Origin of the sequence: Prevotella sp. HUN102 (assembly GCF_000688375.1) — a bacterium.
Taxonomy (GTDB): Bacteria; Bacteroidota; Bacteroidia; order Bacteroidales; family Bacteroidaceae; genus Prevotella.
The window spans coordinates 66,232-88,141 of record NZ_JIAF01000003.1; the positions used below are offsets into that span (position 1 = coordinate 66,232).

Annotated in this window: 14 protein-coding genes; all 14 read right to left on the reverse strand. The window is 46.3% G+C overall.

The genetic code is table 11. The annotated features are described in order from the left end of the window. Positions 1 to 131 precede the first annotated feature (131 nt). The gene (locus P150_RS0103340; protein WP_197018032.1) at positions 132 to 869 is read right to left on the reverse strand and encodes a hypothetical protein; all 738 of its coding nucleotides are present in this window, start codon (positions 867 to 869) and stop codon (positions 132 to 134) included. A 122-nt stretch (positions 870 to 991) separates the two neighbouring features. Continuing rightward, on the reverse strand, positions 992 to 2,368 hold the full coding sequence (locus P150_RS0103345; protein WP_028896475.1) for a DUF5458 family protein: 1,377 nt from the start codon (positions 2,366 to 2,368) through the stop codon (positions 992 to 994). Positions 2,369 to 2,370: 2 nt separating this feature from the next. Next, positions 2,371 to 2,838, reverse strand: coding sequence for a hypothetical protein (locus P150_RS0103350; RefSeq protein ID WP_028896476.1), 468 nt, complete (start codon positions 2,836 to 2,838; stop codon positions 2,371 to 2,373). A 493-nt stretch (positions 2,839 to 3,331) separates the two neighbouring features. Then, positions 3,332 to 3,742, reverse strand: coding sequence for a hypothetical protein (locus tag P150_RS0103355; RefSeq protein WP_028896477.1), 411 nt, complete (start codon positions 3,740 to 3,742; stop codon positions 3,332 to 3,334). A gap of 581 nt (positions 3,743 to 4,323) precedes the next feature. Then, on the reverse strand, positions 4,324 to 4,614 hold the full coding sequence (locus P150_RS0103360; RefSeq protein ID WP_002672917.1) for a hypothetical protein: 291 nt from the start codon (positions 4,612 to 4,614) through the stop codon (positions 4,324 to 4,326). A 5-nt stretch (positions 4,615 to 4,619) separates the two neighbouring features. Next, positions 4,620 to 8,885, reverse strand: a complete 4,266-nt coding sequence (locus tag P150_RS15830) for a DUF6531 domain-containing protein (RefSeq protein WP_081819267.1) — start codon at positions 8,883 to 8,885, stop codon at positions 4,620 to 4,622. A gap of 92 nt (positions 8,886 to 8,977) precedes the next feature. Continuing rightward, positions 8,978 to 9,700: a hypothetical protein gene (locus P150_RS0103370; RefSeq protein ID WP_028896478.1), complete on the reverse strand. Its 723-nt coding sequence runs from the start codon at positions 9,698 to 9,700 to the stop codon at positions 8,978 to 8,980. Next, positions 9,697 to 13,947, reverse strand: a complete 4,251-nt coding sequence (locus P150_RS15835) for an RHS repeat-associated core domain-containing protein (RefSeq protein ID WP_081819268.1) — start codon at positions 13,945 to 13,947, stop codon at positions 9,697 to 9,699. The genes P150_RS0103370 and P150_RS15835 overlap by 4 nt, the downstream gene beginning before the upstream one ends. An 18-nt stretch (positions 13,948 to 13,965) precedes the next feature. Then, positions 13,966 to 15,321 carry a hypothetical protein gene (locus P150_RS0103380; protein WP_028896479.1) on the reverse strand — a complete coding sequence of 452 codons (1,356 nt, stop codon included), beginning with the start codon at positions 15,319 to 15,321 and terminating at the stop codon, positions 13,966 to 13,968. Positions 15,322 to 15,324: 3 nt separating this feature from the next. Then, complete coding sequence (locus P150_RS0103385) at positions 15,325 to 17,082, reverse strand: type VI secretion system Vgr family protein (RefSeq protein ID WP_028896480.1); 1,758 nt, start codon at positions 17,080 to 17,082, stop codon at positions 15,325 to 15,327. Between the two features lie 97 nt (positions 17,083 to 17,179). Beyond that, on the reverse strand, positions 17,180 to 17,578 hold the full coding sequence (gene tssD / locus P150_RS0103390) for a type VI secretion system tube protein TssD (RefSeq protein WP_004357856.1): 399 nt from the start codon (positions 17,576 to 17,578) through the stop codon (positions 17,180 to 17,182). 287 nt (positions 17,579 to 17,865) lie between these two features. Then, positions 17,866 to 18,639, reverse strand: a complete 774-nt coding sequence (locus P150_RS0103395; RefSeq protein WP_028896481.1) for a DUF5457 domain-containing protein — start codon at positions 18,637 to 18,639, stop codon at positions 17,866 to 17,868. 3 nt (positions 18,640 to 18,642) lie between these two features. Further along, positions 18,643 to 20,961 carry a type VI secretion system protein TssR domain-containing protein gene (tssR, locus tag P150_RS15840; RefSeq protein ID WP_051617521.1) on the reverse strand — a complete coding sequence of 773 codons (2,319 nt, stop codon included), beginning with the start codon at positions 20,959 to 20,961 and terminating at the stop codon, positions 18,643 to 18,645. Further along, positions 20,958 to 21,908, reverse strand: coding sequence for a PKD domain-containing protein (locus P150_RS0103405; RefSeq protein ID WP_028896482.1), 951 nt, complete (start codon positions 21,906 to 21,908; stop codon positions 20,958 to 20,960). Before P150_RS0103405 ends, tssR begins: the two co-directional genes overlap by 4 nt. Between the last annotated feature and the right edge of the window lie 2 nt (positions 21,909 to 21,910).

The following is a 21,910-nucleotide window of genomic DNA, read 5'->3' on the forward strand; positions in this document are numbered from 1 at the left end:
GTATATTTACAAATAATAAAACAGAAACAATTAAGGCTGAGTCTATGCGAGTATCTGCAGATTTTCCATAGCTCTTATTTTTTGATAAAAAATAATATGTCCAATATGCAATCTCTTTTAATAGCATAATCTTATCTCCTTGATTTTGATGCAGGACCAATGAAAGTTTGTCTGGGGCTAAAACGTCTTTTGATAATTGATGGTGGGAAAGAATGAATAGGTAGGACAACTCTTAGATTATCTACAGGTTGAATATATGGATCTTTTCGTATATTTGGGGCAAGCGTTGGAGAGTAAAATGCTCCTAACAAATCGAGCCCCCAATAAACTAGACCTATGGTTAAGCCGATAGGACCACCAAATGTAGCTAATGCAGAAAATCCTATATTTGTAATTCCTTTAAGTGCAGAAATCTGACCTGTAACTACTCCTGCAGCATCAGTTACAACTCCTATAATAAAGACTTTCCTCCCAACACTTTTTGCAATATGAGTTATCTTATACGTTTTTATCCTGGCTCTACTTCCCCCTCCCCATCCAGATGGGTACACTTTAGGAGAGAAATGTCCTTTAGAGTTAAAACGCACAGTCGTTCTTGTATTAGAGAGTTCAGTAAACCCTAAAGAAGTGCCAGCAGCGGTTAACGCGTTGGATATTTGTCCATGCCATGTATATGTTGGAATTCTGGTGCTGTCAATATTCTGAGGAGCAGACCCCCACAGAGGCATGGAGTCTGAGAATGATATTAACCCAAAAGGAGGTAAGGTCGAGGTTTTAATGACTTTATTTCCTAAGGGTTCAACTTCAATTTCTGCAGTTTTATGATTTTCAAATGTAACATGACCCTTTATAAACTGCCCAGCAAGCATTTTTTGCCCTAGTTCATGCTGGGTTAGTCTATCTTGTTGATGGATTGGCATAAATTTCAATATAAAAAGATGGGACATATATATATTTAATACATATATCCCATCTATAATTAAAATGTGGGTTATTCCTGCTTATACTCACTCTCCCAAACAGTGTCTTCAGGATTATCTCCTTTGTGTCCTGCGAGTTGTATCACAAAACTCTTTGCAGGAAAATACGGGGTGATATGGATGTCCAAAAGAACCCTGTCTTTCTGATCCTTGTCTTGCTCAATCTTAAGAACCTTAAACTTTTCAATGAGTTTGCTTGGTCCCTGAACTCCATCCAAGAACTTGACAATTTGAGAACGCAAATCAGCCTCTGTGCGTGTTGTCCAGTTCTCAAACGCCCTGCGGTTCAAAAAGTCAAAGAGCACTTTGGTGATATAGTCAAAGACACGAACAACGGAATAGGTTTGCAAACCGATGTTGTCTCCATTGAAGAGCGTCTTTGCCGAAAATGCCATTACACGGCTATACTCATTCACCATAGGAACGAGTCCCATACGTTCCAGTTCTGAAATTTCGCTTTTCTTTAAATCAAAGCGGACACTTTCTACTTCGTTCAGTCCACCAAATTTCTTTCCTGCAACAACTTGGGACATCAATGTCATGTAGATTTTTCCTGCCAAAGCACCAGAAGGGGCAACATATAAGTTCTCTTCTTCGCCAACAGCATCTACTTTCGGACGCCCAAGCAACCAGTTGCAAGTCATGATAGTATTTGCCTTAAAGACTTCGCCACCTGTGTGATCTGCATTGAAAAAGACATCTACAACATCATCCGGACTTTCCAAGTCTTGGAAATCCGTAATCAAAACTGCCTTGGTTTCATGTGCCATTTTAGACCATTTGTCTAAGACGGCATTAGAGCCAAGATAGCCTGGGACAACTAGAAGTGAGTAGTTACGACGCAAATCAAGTCGGTCGTAATTCTGCTTTAACTCATTGCCGATATAATCAATGAAGAGAGTATTGTCTAGGTCTCGGAGCTGTTCAAGGTCTGCATTGACAATCGTAATGTTCTTGACCTTATCTGCTTCTGTGTTTTTGTAGAATAAAGCGATGGAACGATAAGCAGCTTCCAACTCGCGTGTACGTGAGAGAGCCGCCAGAAGATTGGCATTTAAGTTCTCTTCAACTTGCAAAGCCCGTTGCTTTGCCTCGTCTCTCATTTTCTCGACAGACTCTCCGGATTTGAGGAGTTCTATCCATACTTTCAAACGACTGGAAAGTAATTTTCGTTCCCCTGCCCACTGTTCGTCAGTCAGAAAGATATTCCTCCTCGCCTTGCGATTGGGATTAAGGTTTGACATTCCGTCAATTGTATTCTCAATGAAAGCAAAACCTCCAAACTCTTTGAGTTTGTCTAGCGCAGATGAAGATGGCGATGTTGCTTGAGAGGACTGTGCAACTGAACTTACCTGCTGACTGCTTTTAGTCTTCTTCTCTGTATCCATAGTTATTCTTCATTTGATGGATTAGACTTTGATATTTCTTCTATGGCTTTTTCCAATAGCTCAATCATTGCCGAACGTGTTTCAGCGTTCTCCACTGCTTTCAGCAAAGCACGATTGGAGGATAACTGACGAGCAATCTTTACATACTGCTCTTTTTCCACATCCAATTGAGAAAGGAAAGGGCTGTTCTCTTTAAGATTCTTGGCACCAAAATCGCCAAGATTATGAAAACTCATGGTTTCCACGACAGGCGTTCCTTCCTGATCTTGGTGTTCTAGTTGAACTGTCGGATTAAAACGCTCGAAGACATCCTCGACTGTCTCTAAACCATAGACAGCTTCTGGATTTACCGGAGCTTCATCCGTAAGTTTCTGAACAAACAATGTTCGATTCGAAGGAATCTCAGCAATTGACTCATTGGCATCTACTTTTACTTCATTGCCACCTACACCGTATTGATATAGTCCCATAATTTGTATGATTTAATATTTTCTATATATTCGATTATTCAAGCCATTAGGGTGCTGGCAAATATAATCATTTTTACTGTGAATACCAAAGAAAATCTGATTTTTTTGTTATTTCACTGCAAAAATGTTGATAATCAGCTGTATTAACCAACATGGTCATGATACAAATTAGGTATAATTACGTTTTATCGCATCTGGGTTCATAGGTCTCACTTTTGTACTTGTTGCACTAATACCTCCTCTGGAGTCATTAGGATCCTTTAAACTCTCAAAACTTTAAGGTCAGAGATAAAAAACAGTTCCCGCACTGCCTCATAGCCCAAAACGAACTCAAAGAACACAAAAAATCCGCAAAAAGCCAAAAACAGCTTCCTGCGGACAAAGGTAACCCCAATTCGGTTTAAGGGCATCTCTTTTTAGTCCGGATTATCGTCCATAACGCTTCTTTCGACCTCGTTTTAGGTCGAAGAATCATTGTTTCACGCCAATAGGTTTAGAAAAGTGAGAGCTGCCTTACTTCTGCTTCGGCCTCCATCTCAAATTCCATATTGTTGGCTGTTTTTGAGGGCTTGGTTTTGCTTGGGTTCGGATTTGTTATTCTTTGTTTATTATTTGATTTATAATGTCTTGTATTTTGTTTATGTCTGCCTTTGGCAGATATTTTTTGCCTCCCCTTTTTTTGCCCGCTCTTCGGGCTGTTTTTATTGGTTATAGATTGTTTTTGGGGGTGTTCTACGGCTTGATTGGTATTCCTATCGGCTCGGCGGTTATCGGAGTGTTTTGTATGTGGTTCTGCCTGTTTTTTTAAGGGGTGTTGTTGCGGGTCTGTTTTGCTACCTCTCCCCCCGCTCAAAAGCCTTTGGGAAAGGGGCGAGGGAAACAGGGCGTAAACCCTGATAAACAAAGGGATTGACGGCAAAAAAGCGGATTGGCGATAATTTTCTTCAAAAACACGAAGATTTAAGAATATTTAACTATATCCGAGCCAAAAAGAGGGTGAAAAACGGACAAAAACAGGCAAAAAAGCTCCCGAATAGAATTAGCCAAAAAAAACATACCCTAATGAACCATGGATAGGGCATGTTCTTTTTGGTTATCTGTAACGTATGAAAGCCTCCAATAAAGAAAATAGAATCAGTAAATTTAAAAGTGTCAGTTTTTGGCAGGGGTAATCTCTATTTATCCCCTTCTTTTTGATGTTACGCATTTTTGTTAATAAAATCCGTCTTTTCCTTATCCTTATAGACCAATCCCAGAGTTGTTCAATAGCTCCATACCTGTTCTCCCTTTAAATGAACTGGATAAAGAAAGCCCCAATAATCAGACTAAAAAAAGAAAGAGAAAAACGGACAAATATACATGAAAAACGAAACATACCCCAATCCCTTAAAACCATCAGAAGAAAAAAAGGGAAAAACAAGCAAAAGACCTGTTGATAACTTTTTGACATAGTCTATATAAAACTTTATCGGATAAGTAGATATATTATTTTATAGGTAATGTCTTTTTTATCTTGTTGTATTCTTCAATGATAGACCATGTTTTTTTGGTAATTAAGTTATCCCAAGGCCAAGAATCTATTGACCAGCGCATAATCTTATCTAAATCATTGGATAAATTATCACCAAATGATTTAGATGAAATATTATCACGTATGATAGAAAAGATATAAATTGCTTTCTCCAGTTGATGGGCAGGAAAGTAACTATCTTTCTTCTGAAGTTCTGCCTTCAACTCTGATATTAAACAAATTAAATTATTAGCAAAACTTTCCATATGAATTAAATTAAACTGGTTACAGGGTCATCTACCACAAATTTTTGAATTTGCCCTCCGCTTAAGTTCCCTTGAGGAGCAGCAACGCCTTCAAAAAGTAATGTTCCTTTTTTTATTTGCCATTGTTTTATATCTGTCATGTTATTCCATTCGGGCTTAATAGCAAGACTATTACGTGAAGCTGGAAAAGTTTCAAATAAATAACGCCCATTTGCCGTAGCTTTCAAACCCTTGTCATGGAATCTTATACCATATTCATTAGTGCGAGCTAATCGTACTTTGATTGTTCGCACATCAAAAGATTGTAGTATATTTTTTCTAACTTGGCGGGGTAAACCTCGTTCTTTTAATATTTGCGATGCCTCTTGCACTCCCTTATAAATATTAGATTGTGCTTTACAGTCCAACCCAAACGGGTCTATTTCTATATTACTATCAAACACATATCCGTATAGCGTAGGATTACCACCTGCCAACCCTATCGGGTCTTGAGTGATAAACGCCCCTGTATCTGCTGAATAGTACCGATGTCGCACATAGCAAAGTTCAGTTTCCGTATCATAATACATCCCCTGAAACCTGAAAGGTATGAAGTCTCGTTTCCCTCTGAGTTCCAGTACATCTCCATAGATGTCAAGGATGCAGTCCCAGACCACATTTCCCTTGCTGTCAAGAGCCTGTATAGGCGTACCCAAGTAGTCTTGCACGATGGTATAACTATCATCCTCGGTGAGCTTTGCCACCGGGGTATAACTTCCACCGTCATACACCCATGTAATGAGATTGGTGTACGGTTCCTGTCTGTCATAACGGATACGCCCCAATTCATCCTGCTGTGTCCTCGGCTTTTCCCGCTTGTCATAACTCCACTCGTGCAGCAGCACGTTGCCGTCCCAGGCATAGCGATAGCATGTGTCGTGCGTCTCCTTAAGGGTACGCCTGCCCAAGGCATCGTACTCAAACCTTATGGTGGCACCTTCGGGTGTGCGTACGCTCTTGAGCATGCCGTTGCCGTACCACTCGTAAGCGGTGTCTCCCTGTTGCCAGCCATAATGAGCCTGCAGTTCCTTGTCGTTGGGTGTGGTTCTCGTGAAGAGCTTGTCAAGCCAATCCTTGGGTTGCGGCATCACGGGAGGTTCCAAGACATTGCGAGTGCTCTTGAGGATAAGATTGCCTTCCCCGTCATAGCGGTAAAAGAAATTCTCATCCCTGAGCAGTCTGCCGCCCCTGTCATAGACACGTCCCTCGGCATCCCTGTCCCGATAGACGTTGCCGATGATGTCGGGAGTCTTGAAGAGATGCTCGCTCATGTCAAGCGATGCGCCGACAAGGGTACCGAAGCTGTCATAGTCGTACGTCACGGGATCTTTCCTCAGGTGGGACCGCATGGAAAGCAGCCTGTCGTTCCTTCTCCATGCATAGAAGCGGTGCCCGCGCGATTCCGTCCCCGCATAGGTACACCTTGCCTCCAGACGTCCCGCAAAGTCGTATTCCGAGGTAATGCGCACGCCACCCGTGGCAAAGCGCTCTATCTCGCGTCCCCTCTCATCGTAGCGGATACGGCTTTCCCAAGCGTCCGATTCCTCAGCTTGCCGGGCATGGAGGGTTTCCGTTTCCCCAAGTGGGGTGTAGGAGGTATTCTGCTCCGCCCCGAGAGAACTCCGCAGCCCCACGTGTCCGCCCCATTGGTCGTAGTCGTGCTCAATGGTAACCCTGTCAGCCTTTTTCCCTCCGGGGAGTATCTGCTCTTCCTTGATGACGCGCCCCTTTTTGTCACGGCTGAAGGTTACTTCGCCATGCGCGTTGGCGGCACCACACAGCCTGCCGTCCTTGTCGTAGAAGAAGGATTCCCATGTGCCGTCGGAATAGCGTGCCTTGCTGATACGACCGAAGGCATTGTGCTCATAGATGGTATGGCGTCCATCGGGACGGTCTACGCGGATGACGTCTCCCGACCTGTTGAGTGTGAAGCGCCGCTCCATACCGTCAAAGCCAACCTCACGGATGACGTTGCCCGCCTTGTCGCGCAGGAACCGATAGAGGCTGCCACGCTCGTTGCGCAGGGTGGTGAGGCGTTCCATTGCGTCATAGAAGAACTCCACGGACGTGCCCTGTTCCTCACGGCGTCTCAGGCTGCCCATTGGGGTGTAGTCCATCCTCACATGGCGGTCCTTGTCTTTTACCTCGGTGACGCTGTCGTAACAGTCGTAGCCGATGTCTATAATGTTCCCGTCGGGACGGTAGATACGCCGCACGCGGTCAAGGAGGTCGTACTCGTATTGAAGGGGGCGTGCGGACGGACCCTGCTCCATAACAGGACGTCCCCGGTAGTCGTACTCCCGGCGCATGAGTACCCTGCCTTCAGAATGGCAACTGCTGAGATTGCCCATGTCGTCATAGTGCAGGACTATGCTCCTGCCACCCTTCTCCATCATGGAGAGACTGCCGTCAGAGTTATAGTGAAGGTTGGTCTGGGTGTCGTCTTCCTCGATGACGGTGCGTACCCTATGGGGGTGCTCGGTGTCATAGACGTAGATCTGTCTGGTGCCTTTGGGTGACATTTGGAGAATCATGCGGTCCTTCTCATCAAACACACGCATGGATAATGTGCCATCGGGATAGGTCGTGCCTGTCTGGTTGCCGCGTCCGTCATAGTGCCAGCCCGTAATGCGCCCCTCGGGGTCTATTTCCCGGTAGGGCTCCATCTCCTCGGTATAGTCATAGCGGGTCGTGTTGCCAAGAGCATCGGTGATGGAGCGGACAAGCTGATTGGCATCGTAGCGGTATGTACTCTCCGCACCACAGGCGTCACGGACAGTGTTATATCCCTTCTCGGGGAAATAGGAGATCCAGCCCTCCTGATCACCATCTTCTCCGTGTGTATGGATGCAGCGCCCCTCCTTGTCGTATTCCCAATAGAACGTGTACCCGTTACGGTCGGTCTTCTCCACCATACGGTGCTCCTCGTAGCGGATTCCTGTCGTCTGCCCCAATGCGTCGGTGATGCCTACCATGTCGCCCTGCTCGTCATAGGAATAGCGAACAAGTTGCTCGGAATTTCCGTCCGGCATCCTCAGGTGAAGGCTCTCGATGAATCCCTCATCCGTAAGTCGGACTGTGATTTGACGACCACAGGCATCGGTGAGCGTCGCAAGCACGCCATTCTCATAGGAAAGGCGAATGCTCCTGCCCTCCAAGTCGGTAACAGTGGAAAGACGATGGGTGGAATACCCCCTGTCTTTTCCGGGAATGGTGAAGTGGAAGGACAGGTTGCTGTCGTGTTCAAATGCAACGTACCCTTCCTTCGTTCGGGAAAGGGTGATGCGCTCGAGGCGGTTATATGAGTCTTCTCCCTCATCAAGCACGGGGAAGGAGGCGAGGCGACCGTCACTCAATCTTAAAACAAGGATATCCTCTTCGGGAAGGAAGGTGACGCTCCTGTCGTACGAGCAGTGCACCCCGTGTCCCAGCCAGCCCTTATAGTCGGAATCGGAATACCAGACACGCTCCCATGACAAGGACGGCATGCCGGGGAAGAAGAAGTCTTCACCTTCATAGACTACGACGCCATTGACAAGGTTCACAGGCTCAAAACCGTGCTTGCAAAGTTTCTTTGACAGGGATCGTGTCGCTCTCATTTTCTTGCAGATGCCTTTCTTAAGGACTTTATGGTTGAAAGCCGTCAATCCTTTTTTCCCCGCTTTCTTCATAGCCTTCAATATGGCAGGGGCAAAACTGAGCAGCGTGCTGAAGCCGATGCTTGACAAAAGCCCCGTCAGCATACCGCCCCAGTCGGGGACGTAAGGACCGCCGACCATGACGGGCGCACCTGTCGGAATGGGAATGGAGAAAGATGTCGGGGCGAAGAGGGTTGGGGTAAACTTGAGTTTTTTCTTGCCGGCCTTGCTCAATGCTCCCGAGAAGGGAATACCCACGTCGTTGCAGGTCATGAGCATGTGTCCCTTGGGGCTTAAACGCGTACCCTCTGCAAAGACCGTCTGTGAGGAGAAGAAGTTCACGCTCTCGTGTCCGATGATGGGCATCATGATGAAGGCTCCCACCAAGGGGATGTGCTGGAAGGTGATCAGCACACCGCTCGTGTCGGACACGCCACGCTTCAGACCGTTGATGTTGACGTTGCTGCCGAGGAAGGGAATATAGTCAAAGGGGTCTATGACCATACCTATATAGGGATGGAAAGGATTACCGGAGGTCGCAAGATGCAAATCCAGACCTACAACAGGGGTCAAATGAGTACTGACGGGTAACATTAAGAACAATGTAATTTCTTTGTTCGCTCTCTCGTTTTTTAAGGTGTTTAACTTTTACGTTTTGTCGCCTTAAAGAGATGGACGACTTCTTGTCAATGATTCCTTACTAAGATATTATTTATAACTACCAATTTTAAGTTACCATCAATTTCAGTGATGCTTTCCACAGGAGTCTTGCCATTTTCTATATTATCGAATTGTGATTGATTTAGAATGTTTATTGGATATAGCTTAGGGAGAAAGCCATCATTTAAATTTAATAACCCATCTCTTCTTAAGATGTCCTCTTTGGTTACAGATACAGAAGAACCCCAAAATGAGCTTTTAACTATTCTCTCAGAGCGGACATCCATCCCCTTTTCAAGCGGGAGTACATATCCGTAATCTATTGGGAATATTTCTAGCAATGCTTTAATGAATGCATATGCCTTATCTTTGCTTATGTCATTGTGTCCTGAGCAGATGTCAAATTCTATAACCCCTGCCCCCTCTTGATGAACCTGATTTAGCAAGCTATTCGAATATAATATTTTATTAGCCTTCTCTTTACTCGAGATTATTAAATCACAAATTTCAAGATCGCCCGAAACTCCATTTATTTGTTCTAAGAAAACTGTCAGTTTTTTGTACGTTTTGACCCCATAATTCAATTCAATACAATCAAAAACAGAGTCCTCAAAAAAAGAATCAATAGACAACTTTATTGCATTCTTGATCGCCTGCGGATTATACAAGGATAAATCCTTGTATCTAACCACTTTGAATAATTTCAGCACACTCCCTGTGGGAACTTTCTTGTTGTTCTTGAATATCATCGACAAGGCTTAAATTTATTAATAATACCTTTCAATCGTTCATTTAGTCTGTCTGCTATTTGTGCTAACTTGCTGATTTTCACATCGCCAGTTATCCTATTTTGCCACATAAAACCGCTATTTCGTAGTCTTAAGTTTTCAACAACATCAGTTTTAGAAGCTACTTCAATCACTCTTACCGTACCATCTTTATATAGTATTCCAACATCAGGTCTTGGACCATACTTAAAGTTGCCTCCTCCTAAAAGTCGTTTATATCCTAGATTCATTGTTACTCTCTCTACATTAGGGTTAAGTGAATAAATTTGAGCATACATCTTGGAAACAAATGCGTGTCCAAGAGTCCCTGTAGACTGTGCCGAACCAATAATTTTACCAAAAAACAATCCAAACGGATCCATTTCTGTATTACTATCAAAAACATACCCATACATCGTAGGGTTGTTTCCAGCCAGTCCTATCGGGTCCTGACTAATGTAGTTTCCGGTATGTGGCGAGTAATACCTGAACCTGTTGTAGTACAGTCCTGTTTCCCCATCTTCGTATTGACCTTGGAAACGGAAGGGTATAAAGTCTCGTTTCCCTCTCAGTTCCAGTACATCTCCATAGATGTCGAGGATGCAGTCCCAAACCACCTCACCCTTGCTGTCGAGAGCCTGAATAGGTGTACCCAGATAATCCTGCACGATACTGTAGCTGTCCTCCTCGGTGAGCTTTGCCACAGGGGTATAACTACCACCGTCATACACCCATGTAATGAGATTGGTATACGGCTCCTGCCTGTCATAGCGGATGCGCCCGAGTTCATCTTTCTCCATTCTCGGCTTTTCCCGCCTGTCATAGTTCCACTCATGCAGCAGCACGTTGCCGTCCCAGGCATAGCGATGGCATGTATCGTGCGTCTCCTTAAGCGTACGTCTGCCCAAGGCATCGTACTCAAACCTTATGGTGGCACCCTCGGGAGTGCGTACGCTCTTGAGCATGCCGTTGCCGTACCACTCGTAGGCGGTATCTCCCTCCTGCCAGCCATAATGAGCCTGCAGCTCCTTCTCGTCTGGCTTATCCATGAAGAGGCGGTCTGCCCAACTCTTCGGTCGGGGTATCAGCGGCGGTTCGAGAACGTTCCTTCGGCTCTTGAGAATCAAGTTACCCTCACCGTCATAGCGGTAAAAGAAATCCTCATCCCTGAGCAGCCTGCCGCTCCTGTCATAGACACGTCCCCTGGCATCCCTGTCCCGATAGACGTTGCCGATGATGTCGGGAGTCTTGAAGAGACACTCGCTCATGTCAAGCGATGCACAGACAAGGGTGCCGAAGCTGTCATAGTCGTACATCACGGGAGACTTCCTCAGGTGAGACCGCATGGAAAGCAGCCTGTCGTTCCTTCTCCATGCATAGAAGCGGTGTCCGCGCGATTCCGTCCCCGCATAGGTACACCTTGCCTCCAGACGCCCCGCAAAATCGTATTCCGAGGTAATGCGCACGCCACCCGTGGCAAAGCGCTCTATCTCGCGTCCCCTCTCATCGTAGCGGATACGGCTTTCCCAAGCGTCTGATTCCTCTGACTGCCGGGCATGGAGGGTCTCCGTCTCCCCAAGTGGGGTGTAGGAGGTATTCTGCTCCGCTCCGAGAGAACTCCGCAGTCCTGTGTGTCCGCCCCATTGGTCATATTCATGCTCAATGGCAATCCTGTTTGCCTTGCCTCCGTTCGGGAGTATCTGCTCTTCTTTAATGACACGACCCTTTTTGTCGCGGCTGAAGGTCACTTCTCCCTGTGCGTTGGCGGCACCACACAGCCTGCCGTCCTTGTCGTAGGAGAAGGATTCCCATGTGCCGTCGGAATAGCGTGCCTTGCTGATACGCCCGAAAGCGTTGTGCTCATAGGTGGTATGGCGTCCATCGGGACGGTCAACGCGGATGACGTCCCCCGATGCGTTGAGCGTGAGGCGGCGCTCCATACCATCAAAGCCAACCTCACGGATGACGTTGCCCGCCTTGTCGCGCACGAACCGATAGAGGCTGCCACGCTCGTTGCGCAGGGTGGTGAGGCGTTCCATTGCGTCATAGAAGAACTCCACGGACGTGCCCTGTTCCTCACGGCGTTTCAGGCTGCCCATTGGGGTGTAGTCCATCCTCACATGGCGGTCCTTGTCCCTCACCTCGGTGACGCTCTCGTAACAGTCATAGCCGATGTCTATAATGTTCCCGTCGGGACGGTAGATACGCCGCACGCGGTCAAGGAGGTCGTACTCGTATTGGAGGGGGCGTGCGGACGGGCTCTGCTCCATAACAGGACGTCCCCGGTAGTCGTACTCCCAGCGCATGAGCTCCCTGCCCTCCGAATGGCAACTGCTGAGATTGCCCATCTCGTCATAGTTCAGGGCTATGCTCCTGCCGCCCTTTTCCAACATGGCGAGACTGCCGTCAGAGTTATAGTGAAAGTTGGTCTGGGTGTCGTCTTCCTCGATGACGGTGCGTACTCTATGGGGGTGCTCGGGGTCATAGACGTAAATCTGTCTGGTGCCTTTGGGTGACATTTGGAGAATCATGCGGTCCTGCTCATCGAACACCCACATGGACAGTGTTCCGTCGGGGTGGGTCGTGCCCGTCTGATTGCCGCGCTCGTCATAGTGCCATCCCGTAATGCGCCCCTCGGGATCTATTTCCCGGTAGGGCTCCATCTCCTCGGTATAGTCATAGCGGGTCGTGTTGCCCAGGGCATCGGTGACGGAGCGGACAAGCTGGTCGGGGTCATAGCGGTAGGTAGTCTCCGCGCCACAGGCGTCACGGACAGTGTTATATCCCTTCTCGGGGAAATAGGAGATCCAGCCCTCCTGATCACCATCTTCTCCGTGTGTATGGATGCAGCGCCCCTCCTTGTCGTATTCCCAATAGAACGTGTACCCGTTACGGTCGGTCTTCTCCACCATACGGTGCTCCTCGTAGCGGATTCCTGTCGTCTGCCCCAATGCGTCGGTGATGCCTACCATGTCGCCCTGCTCGTCATAGGAATAGCGAACAAGTTGCTCGGAATTTCCGTCCGGCATCCTCAGGTGAAGGCTCTCGATGAATCCCTCATCCGTAAGTCGGACTGTGATTTGACGACCACAGGCATCGGTGAGCGTCGCAAGCACGCCATTCTCATAGGAAAGGCGAATGCTCCTGCCCTCCAAGTCGGTAACAGTGGAAAGACGATGGGTGGAATACCCCCTGTCTTTTCCGGGAATGGTGAAGTGGAAGGACAGGTTGCTGTCGTGTTCAAATGCAACGTACCCTTCCTTCGTTCGGGAAAGGGTGATGCGCTCGAGGCGGTTATATGAGTCTTCTCCCTCATCAAGCACGGGGAAGGAGGCGAGGCGACCGTCACTCAATCTTAAAACAAGGATATCCTCTTCGGGAAGGAAGGTGACGCTCCTGTCGTACGAGCAGTGCACCCCGTGTCCCAGCCAGCCCTTATAGTCGGAATCGGAATACCAGACACGCTCCCATGACAAGGACGGCATGCCGGGGAAGAAGAAGTCTTCACCTTCATAGACTACGACGCCATTGACAAGGTTCACAGGCTCAAAACCGTGCTTGCAAAGTTTCTTTGACAGGGATCGTGTCGCTCTCATTTTCTTGCAGATGCCTTTCTTAAGGACTTTATGGTTGAAAGCCGTCAATCCTTTTTTCCCCGCTTTCTTCATAGCCTTCAATATGGCAGGGGCAAAACTGAGCAGCGTGCTGAAGCCGATGCTTGACAAAAGCCCCGTCAGCATACCGCCCCAGTCGGGGACGTAAGGACCGCCGACCATGACGGGCGCACCTGTCGGAATGGGAATGGAGAAAGATGTCGGGGCGAAGAGGGTTGGGGTAAACTTGAGTTTTTTCTTGCCGGCCTTGCTCAATGCTCCCGAGAAGGGAATACCCACGTCGTTGCAGGTCATGAGCATGTGTCCCTTGGGGCTTAAACGCGTACCCTCTGCAAAGACCGTCTGTGAGGAGAAGAAGTTCACGCTCTCGTGTCCGATGATGGGCATCATGATGAAGGCTCCCACCAAGGGGATGTGCTGGAAGGTGATCAGCACACCGCTCGTGTCGGACACGCCACGCTTCAGACCGTTGATGTTGACGTTGCTGCCGAGGAAGGGAATATAGTCAAAGGGGTCTATGACCATACCTATATAGGGATGGAAAGGATTACCGGAGGTCGCAAGATGGAGGTCCAGACCGATAACGGGCATCAAATGGGTACTGCTCGGTAGCATAGGCTGAAGTATTATGAGTTATTGAGGCACTTTATTCTCCTTTTCTATGCGCCTGATGGCGTCTTTAGGACTTTCCTGCCAATGAACTCCGTAGAGAGTGACCATACGATTATCTATTTCCCGCTCCAACTTTCGGCTGACATTTTCTCCCTTAGATATGAAAGCTTGCGCGATGAATGAAATGTTGATAAGTTTCAATTCTTCGTCAGTGAGGGAATAACCATATTCAAAAGCTTCTTTCAATATAGGCGTGTAATCAGTCCTTTCTTTTTTTAGAAGCACCAAGAGAATACTATTGTAGCAATTGATGGTTTGTGCATGATTCTCTGTCTGTTTAGAGATACGGACAGCATTCATAAAATGAGAACTTGCTTTCTCCAAATCTTTTGCCATAGCATAGGCAGCTCCTTTATACAGGTAGCAATGAATCATAAGATCAGCATACATCAAAGGTTCATCTGCAGGTGTCGCCTCTTGTATGACTGCCAGGGCTTTGTCAAGCATCTGTTGCAAATGTCCACCTTCTTCTTTTATAAAATGCATCAGGAACCCGCTTACTGCCAAATAACCGGAAACCCAAAGATTTGTATCTCCTATCTTTTTGCATAACGGGAAAAACTCCTCTGTTGCAATTTTATAGAGTCGTTTCCTATTGCTCTTGGCTGTTTCTTCGCCCATTTCCAGCAACAACCTCCTATATTGGACCTGTGGATCATTAGGGTCTCCCTGTGTGATAATTTCCTTATAGGCTGCTCCCATATTTTGGTTTGGAAGTTCTACAACACACCCCTTATCTTCCATCTTTTTAATGATAGGAGAAAATATTTCTTCTCCCTTGGCTTCCATGAAGAGTAGCCCGATGTCACCGTCTGTGGCATCCAAGAACTCTTTTAGGACTTCGTGCAGTACATCAAGGCTTTCAACACGCTCAATTACAAGAACCAATACAAGCAGATTACCTGTTACCCCCTCAAATCGCTTAAAACTATGTAGCAATTGGGAATAAAAGGACAGCAGGTTATGCTCATCCTTAGGGGATAATTTATGGTATTGCTCCTTGAGATGGGCAAAATCGTTCCAATGCCATTCCGGATGACTCTCTAAATCTTTGTCAAATGCGGTAATCCATTGTTCTATTAAGGATTTGTAAAAATCTCCTTTGTTGTCAAGAAGAGTGCGAAAAACGAGAAATGTGTCATCTGAAATTCCATGTGGAGTAGATTCAATACCGATAAACCCTTCTATAAGAGCATAATCTTCAGGGGTATAGTTCATCACAAAAGCACGGGCGTGTGGTTTTTCACTGCGTACTTTCAGCCAAAGGTCTTGAACTTGCCTTATGCGGATAGAAATAGGGTTGTGTTCATTGTCCATAAATCAGTTCAAATTTAGGAGTCCTCCCTTTACATTTGTCATAGCTGTGCCATCTACATTTACAGTTGCACCATTTATGGCAACTTCTGCGGTACCCTCAACCTTGGTGGAGGGAGCAGTGACACCAGCCTTGGTGGTACTTGTTACTTCGACTTCCGTAGTACCCTCCAACTTTGTTTTCTCTCCCTTGATATAGACTTCCGTAGTACCTTCTATCTTAACTTTTTCATTACCCTTAATCTCAATTTCTTTTGATTCAAAAGTAATTTTATCAGCAGATTTTATGGAAATGGTGTTGTCTCCATTCAGCACGACTATACTTCCCGATGGATCTACGATGGTAGCACTTCCTTTGCTGTCATCCAACGTGACGGCAACGCCGCTTCTTGTGGTCAGGCTCTTCACGTTGTTGTCGGCTCCGCCCCCGCCTCCGTTGGTTCCATTGAACAGGCTTCCTTGTATATAGGGTCTGTTGGGGTCATTGTAACGGAAGGCAACCATGACTTGGTCGCCGACTTCCGGGATAAAGACAAATCCTCTGTTGGAGGATACCTTTTCACTTCCTCCCGCATCCGGTGAGAGCACACGCACCCACGAGGTCTTCATCCCGTTTATCTGCCAGTTCATTCTCACTTGGACACGTCCCTGTTTCTTGGGGTCATCATTGCTGATGACGGTCGCCATCTGTGGCTGGGCAATGGGAAGGGGGACGTCAGGGGTCGGCAATGACCTTACGGATGCAGGAATCGCAGTGAATTGGCAGGAATAGCCTCCGTCGCCCTCCGCGAAGTGGACTATCTCAGTGATAAGGTAAGTTCCCAGCAACTCCTCCCTGTAGGAAACGCCTGCCAGTTGAACGGTGCTTTTTATGTCCACGACACTGCCCAGCATCAGACCCACATAGTCGCTCTCCGCCGTGACAAAGTGGGACATGGAGGCGTCCGATTGCTGTTTCTTCTGAAGATAGGCGTCCAACTCTCCTTTGTTCGTGACACGGGAGGTGGCATAATGATTGGCGGGAGGACCAAACATCTTGATGGATTCCTGAAAAGCCTGCTGCCCGAGCTTGTTCAGTCCCGCCGGCTCGTCCGGCGACGAGGATTTCAGCGTATTGTTGCTTCCCGACAGATGGGCGAAGGAGGAAAGGGCACGGGCTCCGGTCTGGATGCAGATGTCCAAGGAGTTCAAATCCCTCTTGGAGTCCAGCGTGATGGAGGGAGGTAATTCCGGCTTGCCGAAAATCAATTTCTCTCCATCATAATAGAGCCATTCGAAATGCTGTCTCGCTAGTCTTTGTATGAATGCGAAATTGCTCTCCTGATATTGACACTCATATTCCAGTTTTGCGCTCCTTTCCGGTTTCACCAATGCCTGCACATTGGACTTTTCTGCCAGTTCCCCGACAATGTCCGCCAAAGTCTTCTCGTTCCAAGACGCAAAGTGCAAATCGCCCTCCAAACGGTAGGTTGTGGAGAAACCCGAGACTTTCAGGAAAGTATATCCCTCGGACTTGTGCAAGCCTACCTGCGCCACAAGACCGTAAAAGTTCCTCTCACCAATAGTTATGGCAATTGATTTTCCCAGCCAGTCAGCGGATTTGGTGAGTGTGGCTGCCTGAAACACTTCACCGACTTCATAGTCAAGAAGCATTTCAAAATAATGGTGTTCGTTAATTGACTGGTTCAGACGAAGGGACTTGAACGAAGACAACTCAACACCACCAATACAAATTGTCACCGGTTTGTTTGGCAAAAAATCCATACATGCATTTTTTTGATGAGTAAAAGCAACATTCTCCATCACCCAATCAGAGTTGTATCTGCCGGATGATGGAGAAAAGAAATGTTGGCAAGGCAAATTAAGCCTTAGGCCAACGATTGTCATGTTCTGCAGCACCCACGGTGATGTGCTCTGCCGCAAAAGTCATAGTAATGGTCATCGGAACGTCATTGTTTACATCCAAGGTTTCCTTATAATGCACAATATAGGCGTTCTTGAATTCAACCTCTTTCATCTTGGCGTCCTCATCCGTCTTCTTGTAGATGATTTTTCCTTCAACGGGTTTGAACTGACTATTCAGCATAGCTTCGATGGTAGAGGTGTCCTCTGTGGACTCGATGGTAACGACAACTCGTCCTCCGGTAATACTTGAAGAAGGCTTACCCTTACTGTCTGTTGAGCGAGAGAACTCATAATTTGAGAAGAGGACGTCAAATTCTTTTCCTCCCAACTCCAGTGATGCACGGAATGATCCCATAATTTTGTAAAATTAAAAAGTTGAACATAAAAGGTCGATTTCGCTCAACATACGTATTAAAGCAAAAAAGAAACCTCCAAACTCTTGTTTGAAAATTTCCCATTCTCCATTGACTTGGTTATGCGGAAGAAAGAGAAGAAAACAAACGCAAGTCCTATATCATGGGCAAATATATGATTTACTTTTTATATCTCCAAATTTTTAGTCGTATTTTTTTATCCCAGCCCTATTATTTAACAAATCAAGCAGAAGATTGCAGGAAAAACGGGTATATTTTTCTTGCCCGTTCATTCTTTCTTCCTGACCAGCAAGGCAATAACCAATATGACAAGCAGTCCGGCAAGGAGAAGAGAAACTGTAAGTATCAAATCTCTTTCTTCCTGAAGACGGGCATTTTGCTTGTTGTTCGTTTCTGAAACATAAGCCCTCAGTCTTTCAACGGACATTCTCACACTGTCTGCTTGCAGATTCAGCAGGCGGTTGACTTTCTGCTGTTCCGTAAACTCTGTCTCTATCTTTCGCAGATTTTTGGTTTGGTTTTCTTTCTTGGACGACAAAAAAACGGAACGGTCAGATACTTGCAGTTGGTTCTGGGGAAGCTGAAGTTCCGGGAAGGAGAATGGTTGATTCTGTTTGTGATTCATGAGTAACAAGCACAAAAGAAAACCGAAGATTATACAAGACAAGCATACCAAGAGACTGACAAGACCTTGACCATTCCATTCTCGGACTGAGGGGCGGGAACAGTTTTTTTCCCCACTTTCTTTTTCCACGTTGTTGTTTTGCCCTACGCTTTCAGATAATCCCAAGGAGACAGGAGAGTCAAGCCTTTCCTTGATGGCAAGAAATTCGACTTTCTCTATTTGATATTTCCCCACCTTCTTCATAACCCTGCGCTGGTAAACAAGACGACCCAAGGCTTCCCGCACGTCTCTCTCCGTTACATTCATGTCCGGGATACTCCAATAGATTTCACTTTCGGTGACCCAGAGCGGTGAGGATATACTCTTTTGGTATAGAATTTCCAGCACCCTTTCCTCTAATTCATTGACATTCTTCATTCCTTATGGTATAAGAGTTTGAGGTATAAAGTAATAAACATCATTTCCGACAAGCACCTCCTCCAACTTTGCCTCGACATAATCCTCCTCCATTTTTTGCAATTTGCGCAGGGATAAGTCATATAGTATCTCCCAGTCTTTGAACGCAGCTCCATTCCGTTTAAGTCGGGAGGGAGAAAGGTGGTAAAACAGTGAGTCATTTACATGAACTCCCGTCTTATGGTAGAACAACTCCGCGAGGGAAGATTCTGAAGACAGTACCTTTCTGAGGTTTCTCTTATTGATATTCTTACGCTCTTGCCTGTAGAGAGAACGCAGTAGCTTCAGTTCACGCTTGCCCAAGCCTTCTGAAAAAACGGGCAATAAATCCCTGAAAGATTGCAGGAAGCCTGTAATCTCATTTTTAGAGAAGACGTATCCTTTTTGAAAATGGTTCAAAGTCGAGTCCGGCATTAAAGCAGGAATATAGTACACGTCAGACACCGAGTTTCGATCCATCTCGTCAATGGAGGGCATTGGGGATTCCGCATGCTGATGCACATATCTCATAAGCCGAGATGGTTTGCTCCTGAGCACGCCTAACTTATTCTCGTAACGTTCCAGACTGCTCAACAGCAACTCGTTTCGTCGGGGAATCTGCGAAAACAGGGTGTCCAACACCAATTCCACGGTAGCATTGGATATTTTTTGTCCTGCAAGGGGAAAGACTATTCCACCGGTGGCAAGGCTGCTTTTGGGTGTTTCCAACAGATAAACGTTTGCATCAGTCCCGTAATCAAAAAATAGAGAAGGCTTGAGCAGGAAGGGGTCAACTATATAGTTCTGGATGTATTGTGAGTATTCCGCAATATTTTTATCCAAGGCTTCTTTTGCCGTTAAGAGAAAGTCCTGACTTGCCTCTCCGTTGTCACTGGAGAGTTGGAAGAAAGTCATGGAGAAAGACCGGGAAGCCAATTGCTGGTGCAAATGTGAATCAATGGATATGTCCTGACTCTTGCCAAAGAGGAACAAGAGATTATCTTCGAAACAGTCATTTCGTGTCTGAAGGACTAAATTCCTAAAGGCATCCTTCACCCCTGCATCCTTATTCCTGGTCACATGGGGCGGGGACAGGACAAAATCCAGCCATTGCACCAGACTGTCGGTAAGGGGTAGATATTGGTTCCCCAATTCTGAAATCATTGTCGCGGAAAAAGCATATTTCCGGTTCGGAGACATTCGGAGCGCCACATTTTGTAATGCACTGATGAGTTTCCCGACCTCATGTTTGTCCTGTGCGAAGAAAAAGACATGAATGTTCATCTGTTTCTGACCGTTCTTCATCCTCCGGACATCCGAAACATAGGTATCCCCACCTTTCACATTGATGAACTTATTTGCCTTGCCGTCCCATACCGAAACGGGCAGCCAAACCGAATGCAGGGAGTCTGAACCGACATCCCGGCCTGTTGACGATTGAAGGGACAAGTTCCCTGCATCAAACAGATAATGACTTTGGAAGTCTAGGGGATGTATGGACAAGGTATCATTTCCGATGATGCCGGTGCAAGCAAGATGCTGGACATCGGGCATAATCCTGTAAACATCGTGCTGCCCCACGGCGGTTATCATGTCCATAGAGACCCATCCCAAAACATGAGTGCTGTCTGTAGAAAGCCGGAGGCAATCGGAAATTAAGACCGTCTTGTGTACATCGTCCCGTTTATATGCATATACGGATTGTCCCGCATGGATTTTATAGGGACATGGGGTCTTTAGAAAAGGATCTGAGAAAAGAATCAGACTGTCCCCATTCAAGTATCGGCGCAAGTTGTACAACCGTTCAATTCGATTGACACCTACACTATAACGGACAGCCCTGTTGTTGGTCGGGGACACATGGGCGTGGTCATAGTACAGCAGGTTGTTCTTCGGCATCCATCCGACATAGGAAACTTTCGCCTTGTCTGAAAAATGATTTTTTGGGGAATAGAGCCAGCCAAACAAACCTTTTGGCCTGCCAAGCAACTTCGGGTCGGCTTTGACCAGCTGATAAAATCCGTTTTTTTCGCCTATGACATAAAAAGCCTCGCCAATCCCATACTCCTTCAATGAATGTTGTCCGTAGGCAGTAGAGAATGCCTTATTGGAGTTCCTGTCCGAAAAGACAACCCTTGCTTCGTGGTTACTCCTCAAACGAGAGGGAGATCTGGTATCGGGATAAAAGTTGAATGTTTTCCCCTTGATTCTTTGTACCGCTTGATAAGTGGAAACCTGTCCAAATGAGAAAAGGGGGAAACAACCCACAAAAAGGAATGTAATAAAGGCTATCTTCTTTTTCATTTGTCTGCTACGCTTTGTGTCACTTGAATTGTTCTCACACAGTTCAGGTTGTCAATTTTTACTTCTTGGATTTTAACTCGCCTCTTAGGACTGCTTTCCAAAAAGTGCAAGCCTTGGCAATATCCTGGAAAGTCATTGTATTTATCCCCATTGACGACTACGACGACTTGGTTTGACGGAACACAGAAATATGTGTCGCGAATATAGTTCACTTGTTCTTTGTAAGCCCTGTTGTCCCTTACGGAAAGATTCGCTATAATCTGCAGTCTTCTGCGAATATCGTCTTGGGCTAACCCCAGCGAATCTACAGGTGGTTCGGTTATGGTTTCCTCTACTTTTTCAAATTTCGGTAAAATCTTAATCTTATGTTCTATTGGATATTTCGTTGTATTGGTCTGTAGGTGTACGATATAATTTCCAGGCGTTTCGTAAGTGTATGTCACTTGCTGTTCGTAAGCATCAACGGTACCCGTCTCGCCAAACTCCCACATCCATGTGTCCACGCCGACTCCATTTGCGGAAAAGGTAAGTTCCTCCCCTTGATATGCCTCGGATACAGCATAAATCCTTGGCACCGAATCGATAGCTGACGCTTCTGTACAAGAAACGACCTGTATGTAACGGTTTGCCACTGTATGACCATTCACCTTTAAGGTTACCAAATACTTGCCAGAAGTCCGGTAAGCATACTTGGCTACCGTCTTGTCATTGATAGAGTCTCCATTGCCCATTTGCCAGAGAATGGACGTACCTTTGACACGTTCCGGCTCGTTAATGGTAAATTCCAATACCTCCCCAACCTCGTAATGAAAATTGCTGTTACTGTCATGGACACTGAAGTCAACATCACCCTTCATTCTCTGGAAAGGAAGCCCTATTATCATGATTATACCGATAAGTACAAGTATACCAAGTAATATGGATAAAATCTTTTGTCGTTCCGTCATAA

Coding starts and splice junctions, on each gene's coding strand:
- P150_RS0103395 (WP_028896481.1), bottom strand. CDS start 18,639: ATGAAGAATGTCAATGAATTAGAGGAAAGGGTGCTGGAAATTCTATAC.
- P150_RS0103350 (WP_028896476.1), bottom strand. CDS start 2,838: ATGGGACTATATCAATACGGTGTAGGTGGCAATGAAGTAAAAGTAGAT.
- P150_RS0103405 (WP_028896482.1), bottom strand. CDS start 21,908: ATGACGGAACGACAAAAGATTTTATCCATATTACTTGGTATACTTGTA.
- P150_RS0103385 (WP_028896480.1), bottom strand. CDS start 17,082: ATGGATTTTTTGCCAAACAAACCGGTGACAATTTGTATTGGTGGTGTT.
- tssR (WP_051617521.1), bottom strand. CDS start 20,961: ATGAAAAAGAAGATAGCCTTTATTACATTCCTTTTTGTGGGTTGTTTC.
- P150_RS0103340 (WP_197018032.1), bottom strand. CDS start 869: ATGCTTGCTGGGCAGTTTATAAAGGGTCATGTTACATTTGAAAATCAT.
- P150_RS0103360 (WP_002672917.1), bottom strand. CDS start 4,614: ATGGAAAGTTTTGCTAATAATTTAATTTGTTTAATATCAGAGTTGAAG.
- P150_RS15835 (WP_081819268.1), bottom strand. CDS start 13,947: ATGCTACCGAGCAGTACCCATTTGATGCCCGTTATCGGTCTGGACCTC.
- P150_RS0103370 (WP_028896478.1), bottom strand. CDS start 9,700: ATGATATTCAAGAACAACAAGAAAGTTCCCACAGGGAGTGTGCTGAAA.
- P150_RS15830 (WP_081819267.1), bottom strand. CDS start 8,885: ATGTTACCCGTCAGTACTCATTTGACCCCTGTTGTAGGTCTGGATTTG.
- tssD (WP_004357856.1), bottom strand. CDS start 17,578: ATGGGATCATTCCGTGCATCACTGGAGTTGGGAGGAAAAGAATTTGAC.
- P150_RS0103380 (WP_028896479.1), bottom strand. CDS start 15,321: ATGGACAATGAACACAACCCTATTTCTATCCGCATAAGGCAAGTTCAA.
- P150_RS0103345 (WP_028896475.1), bottom strand. CDS start 2,368: ATGGATACAGAGAAGAAGACTAAAAGCAGTCAGCAGGTAAGTTCAGTT.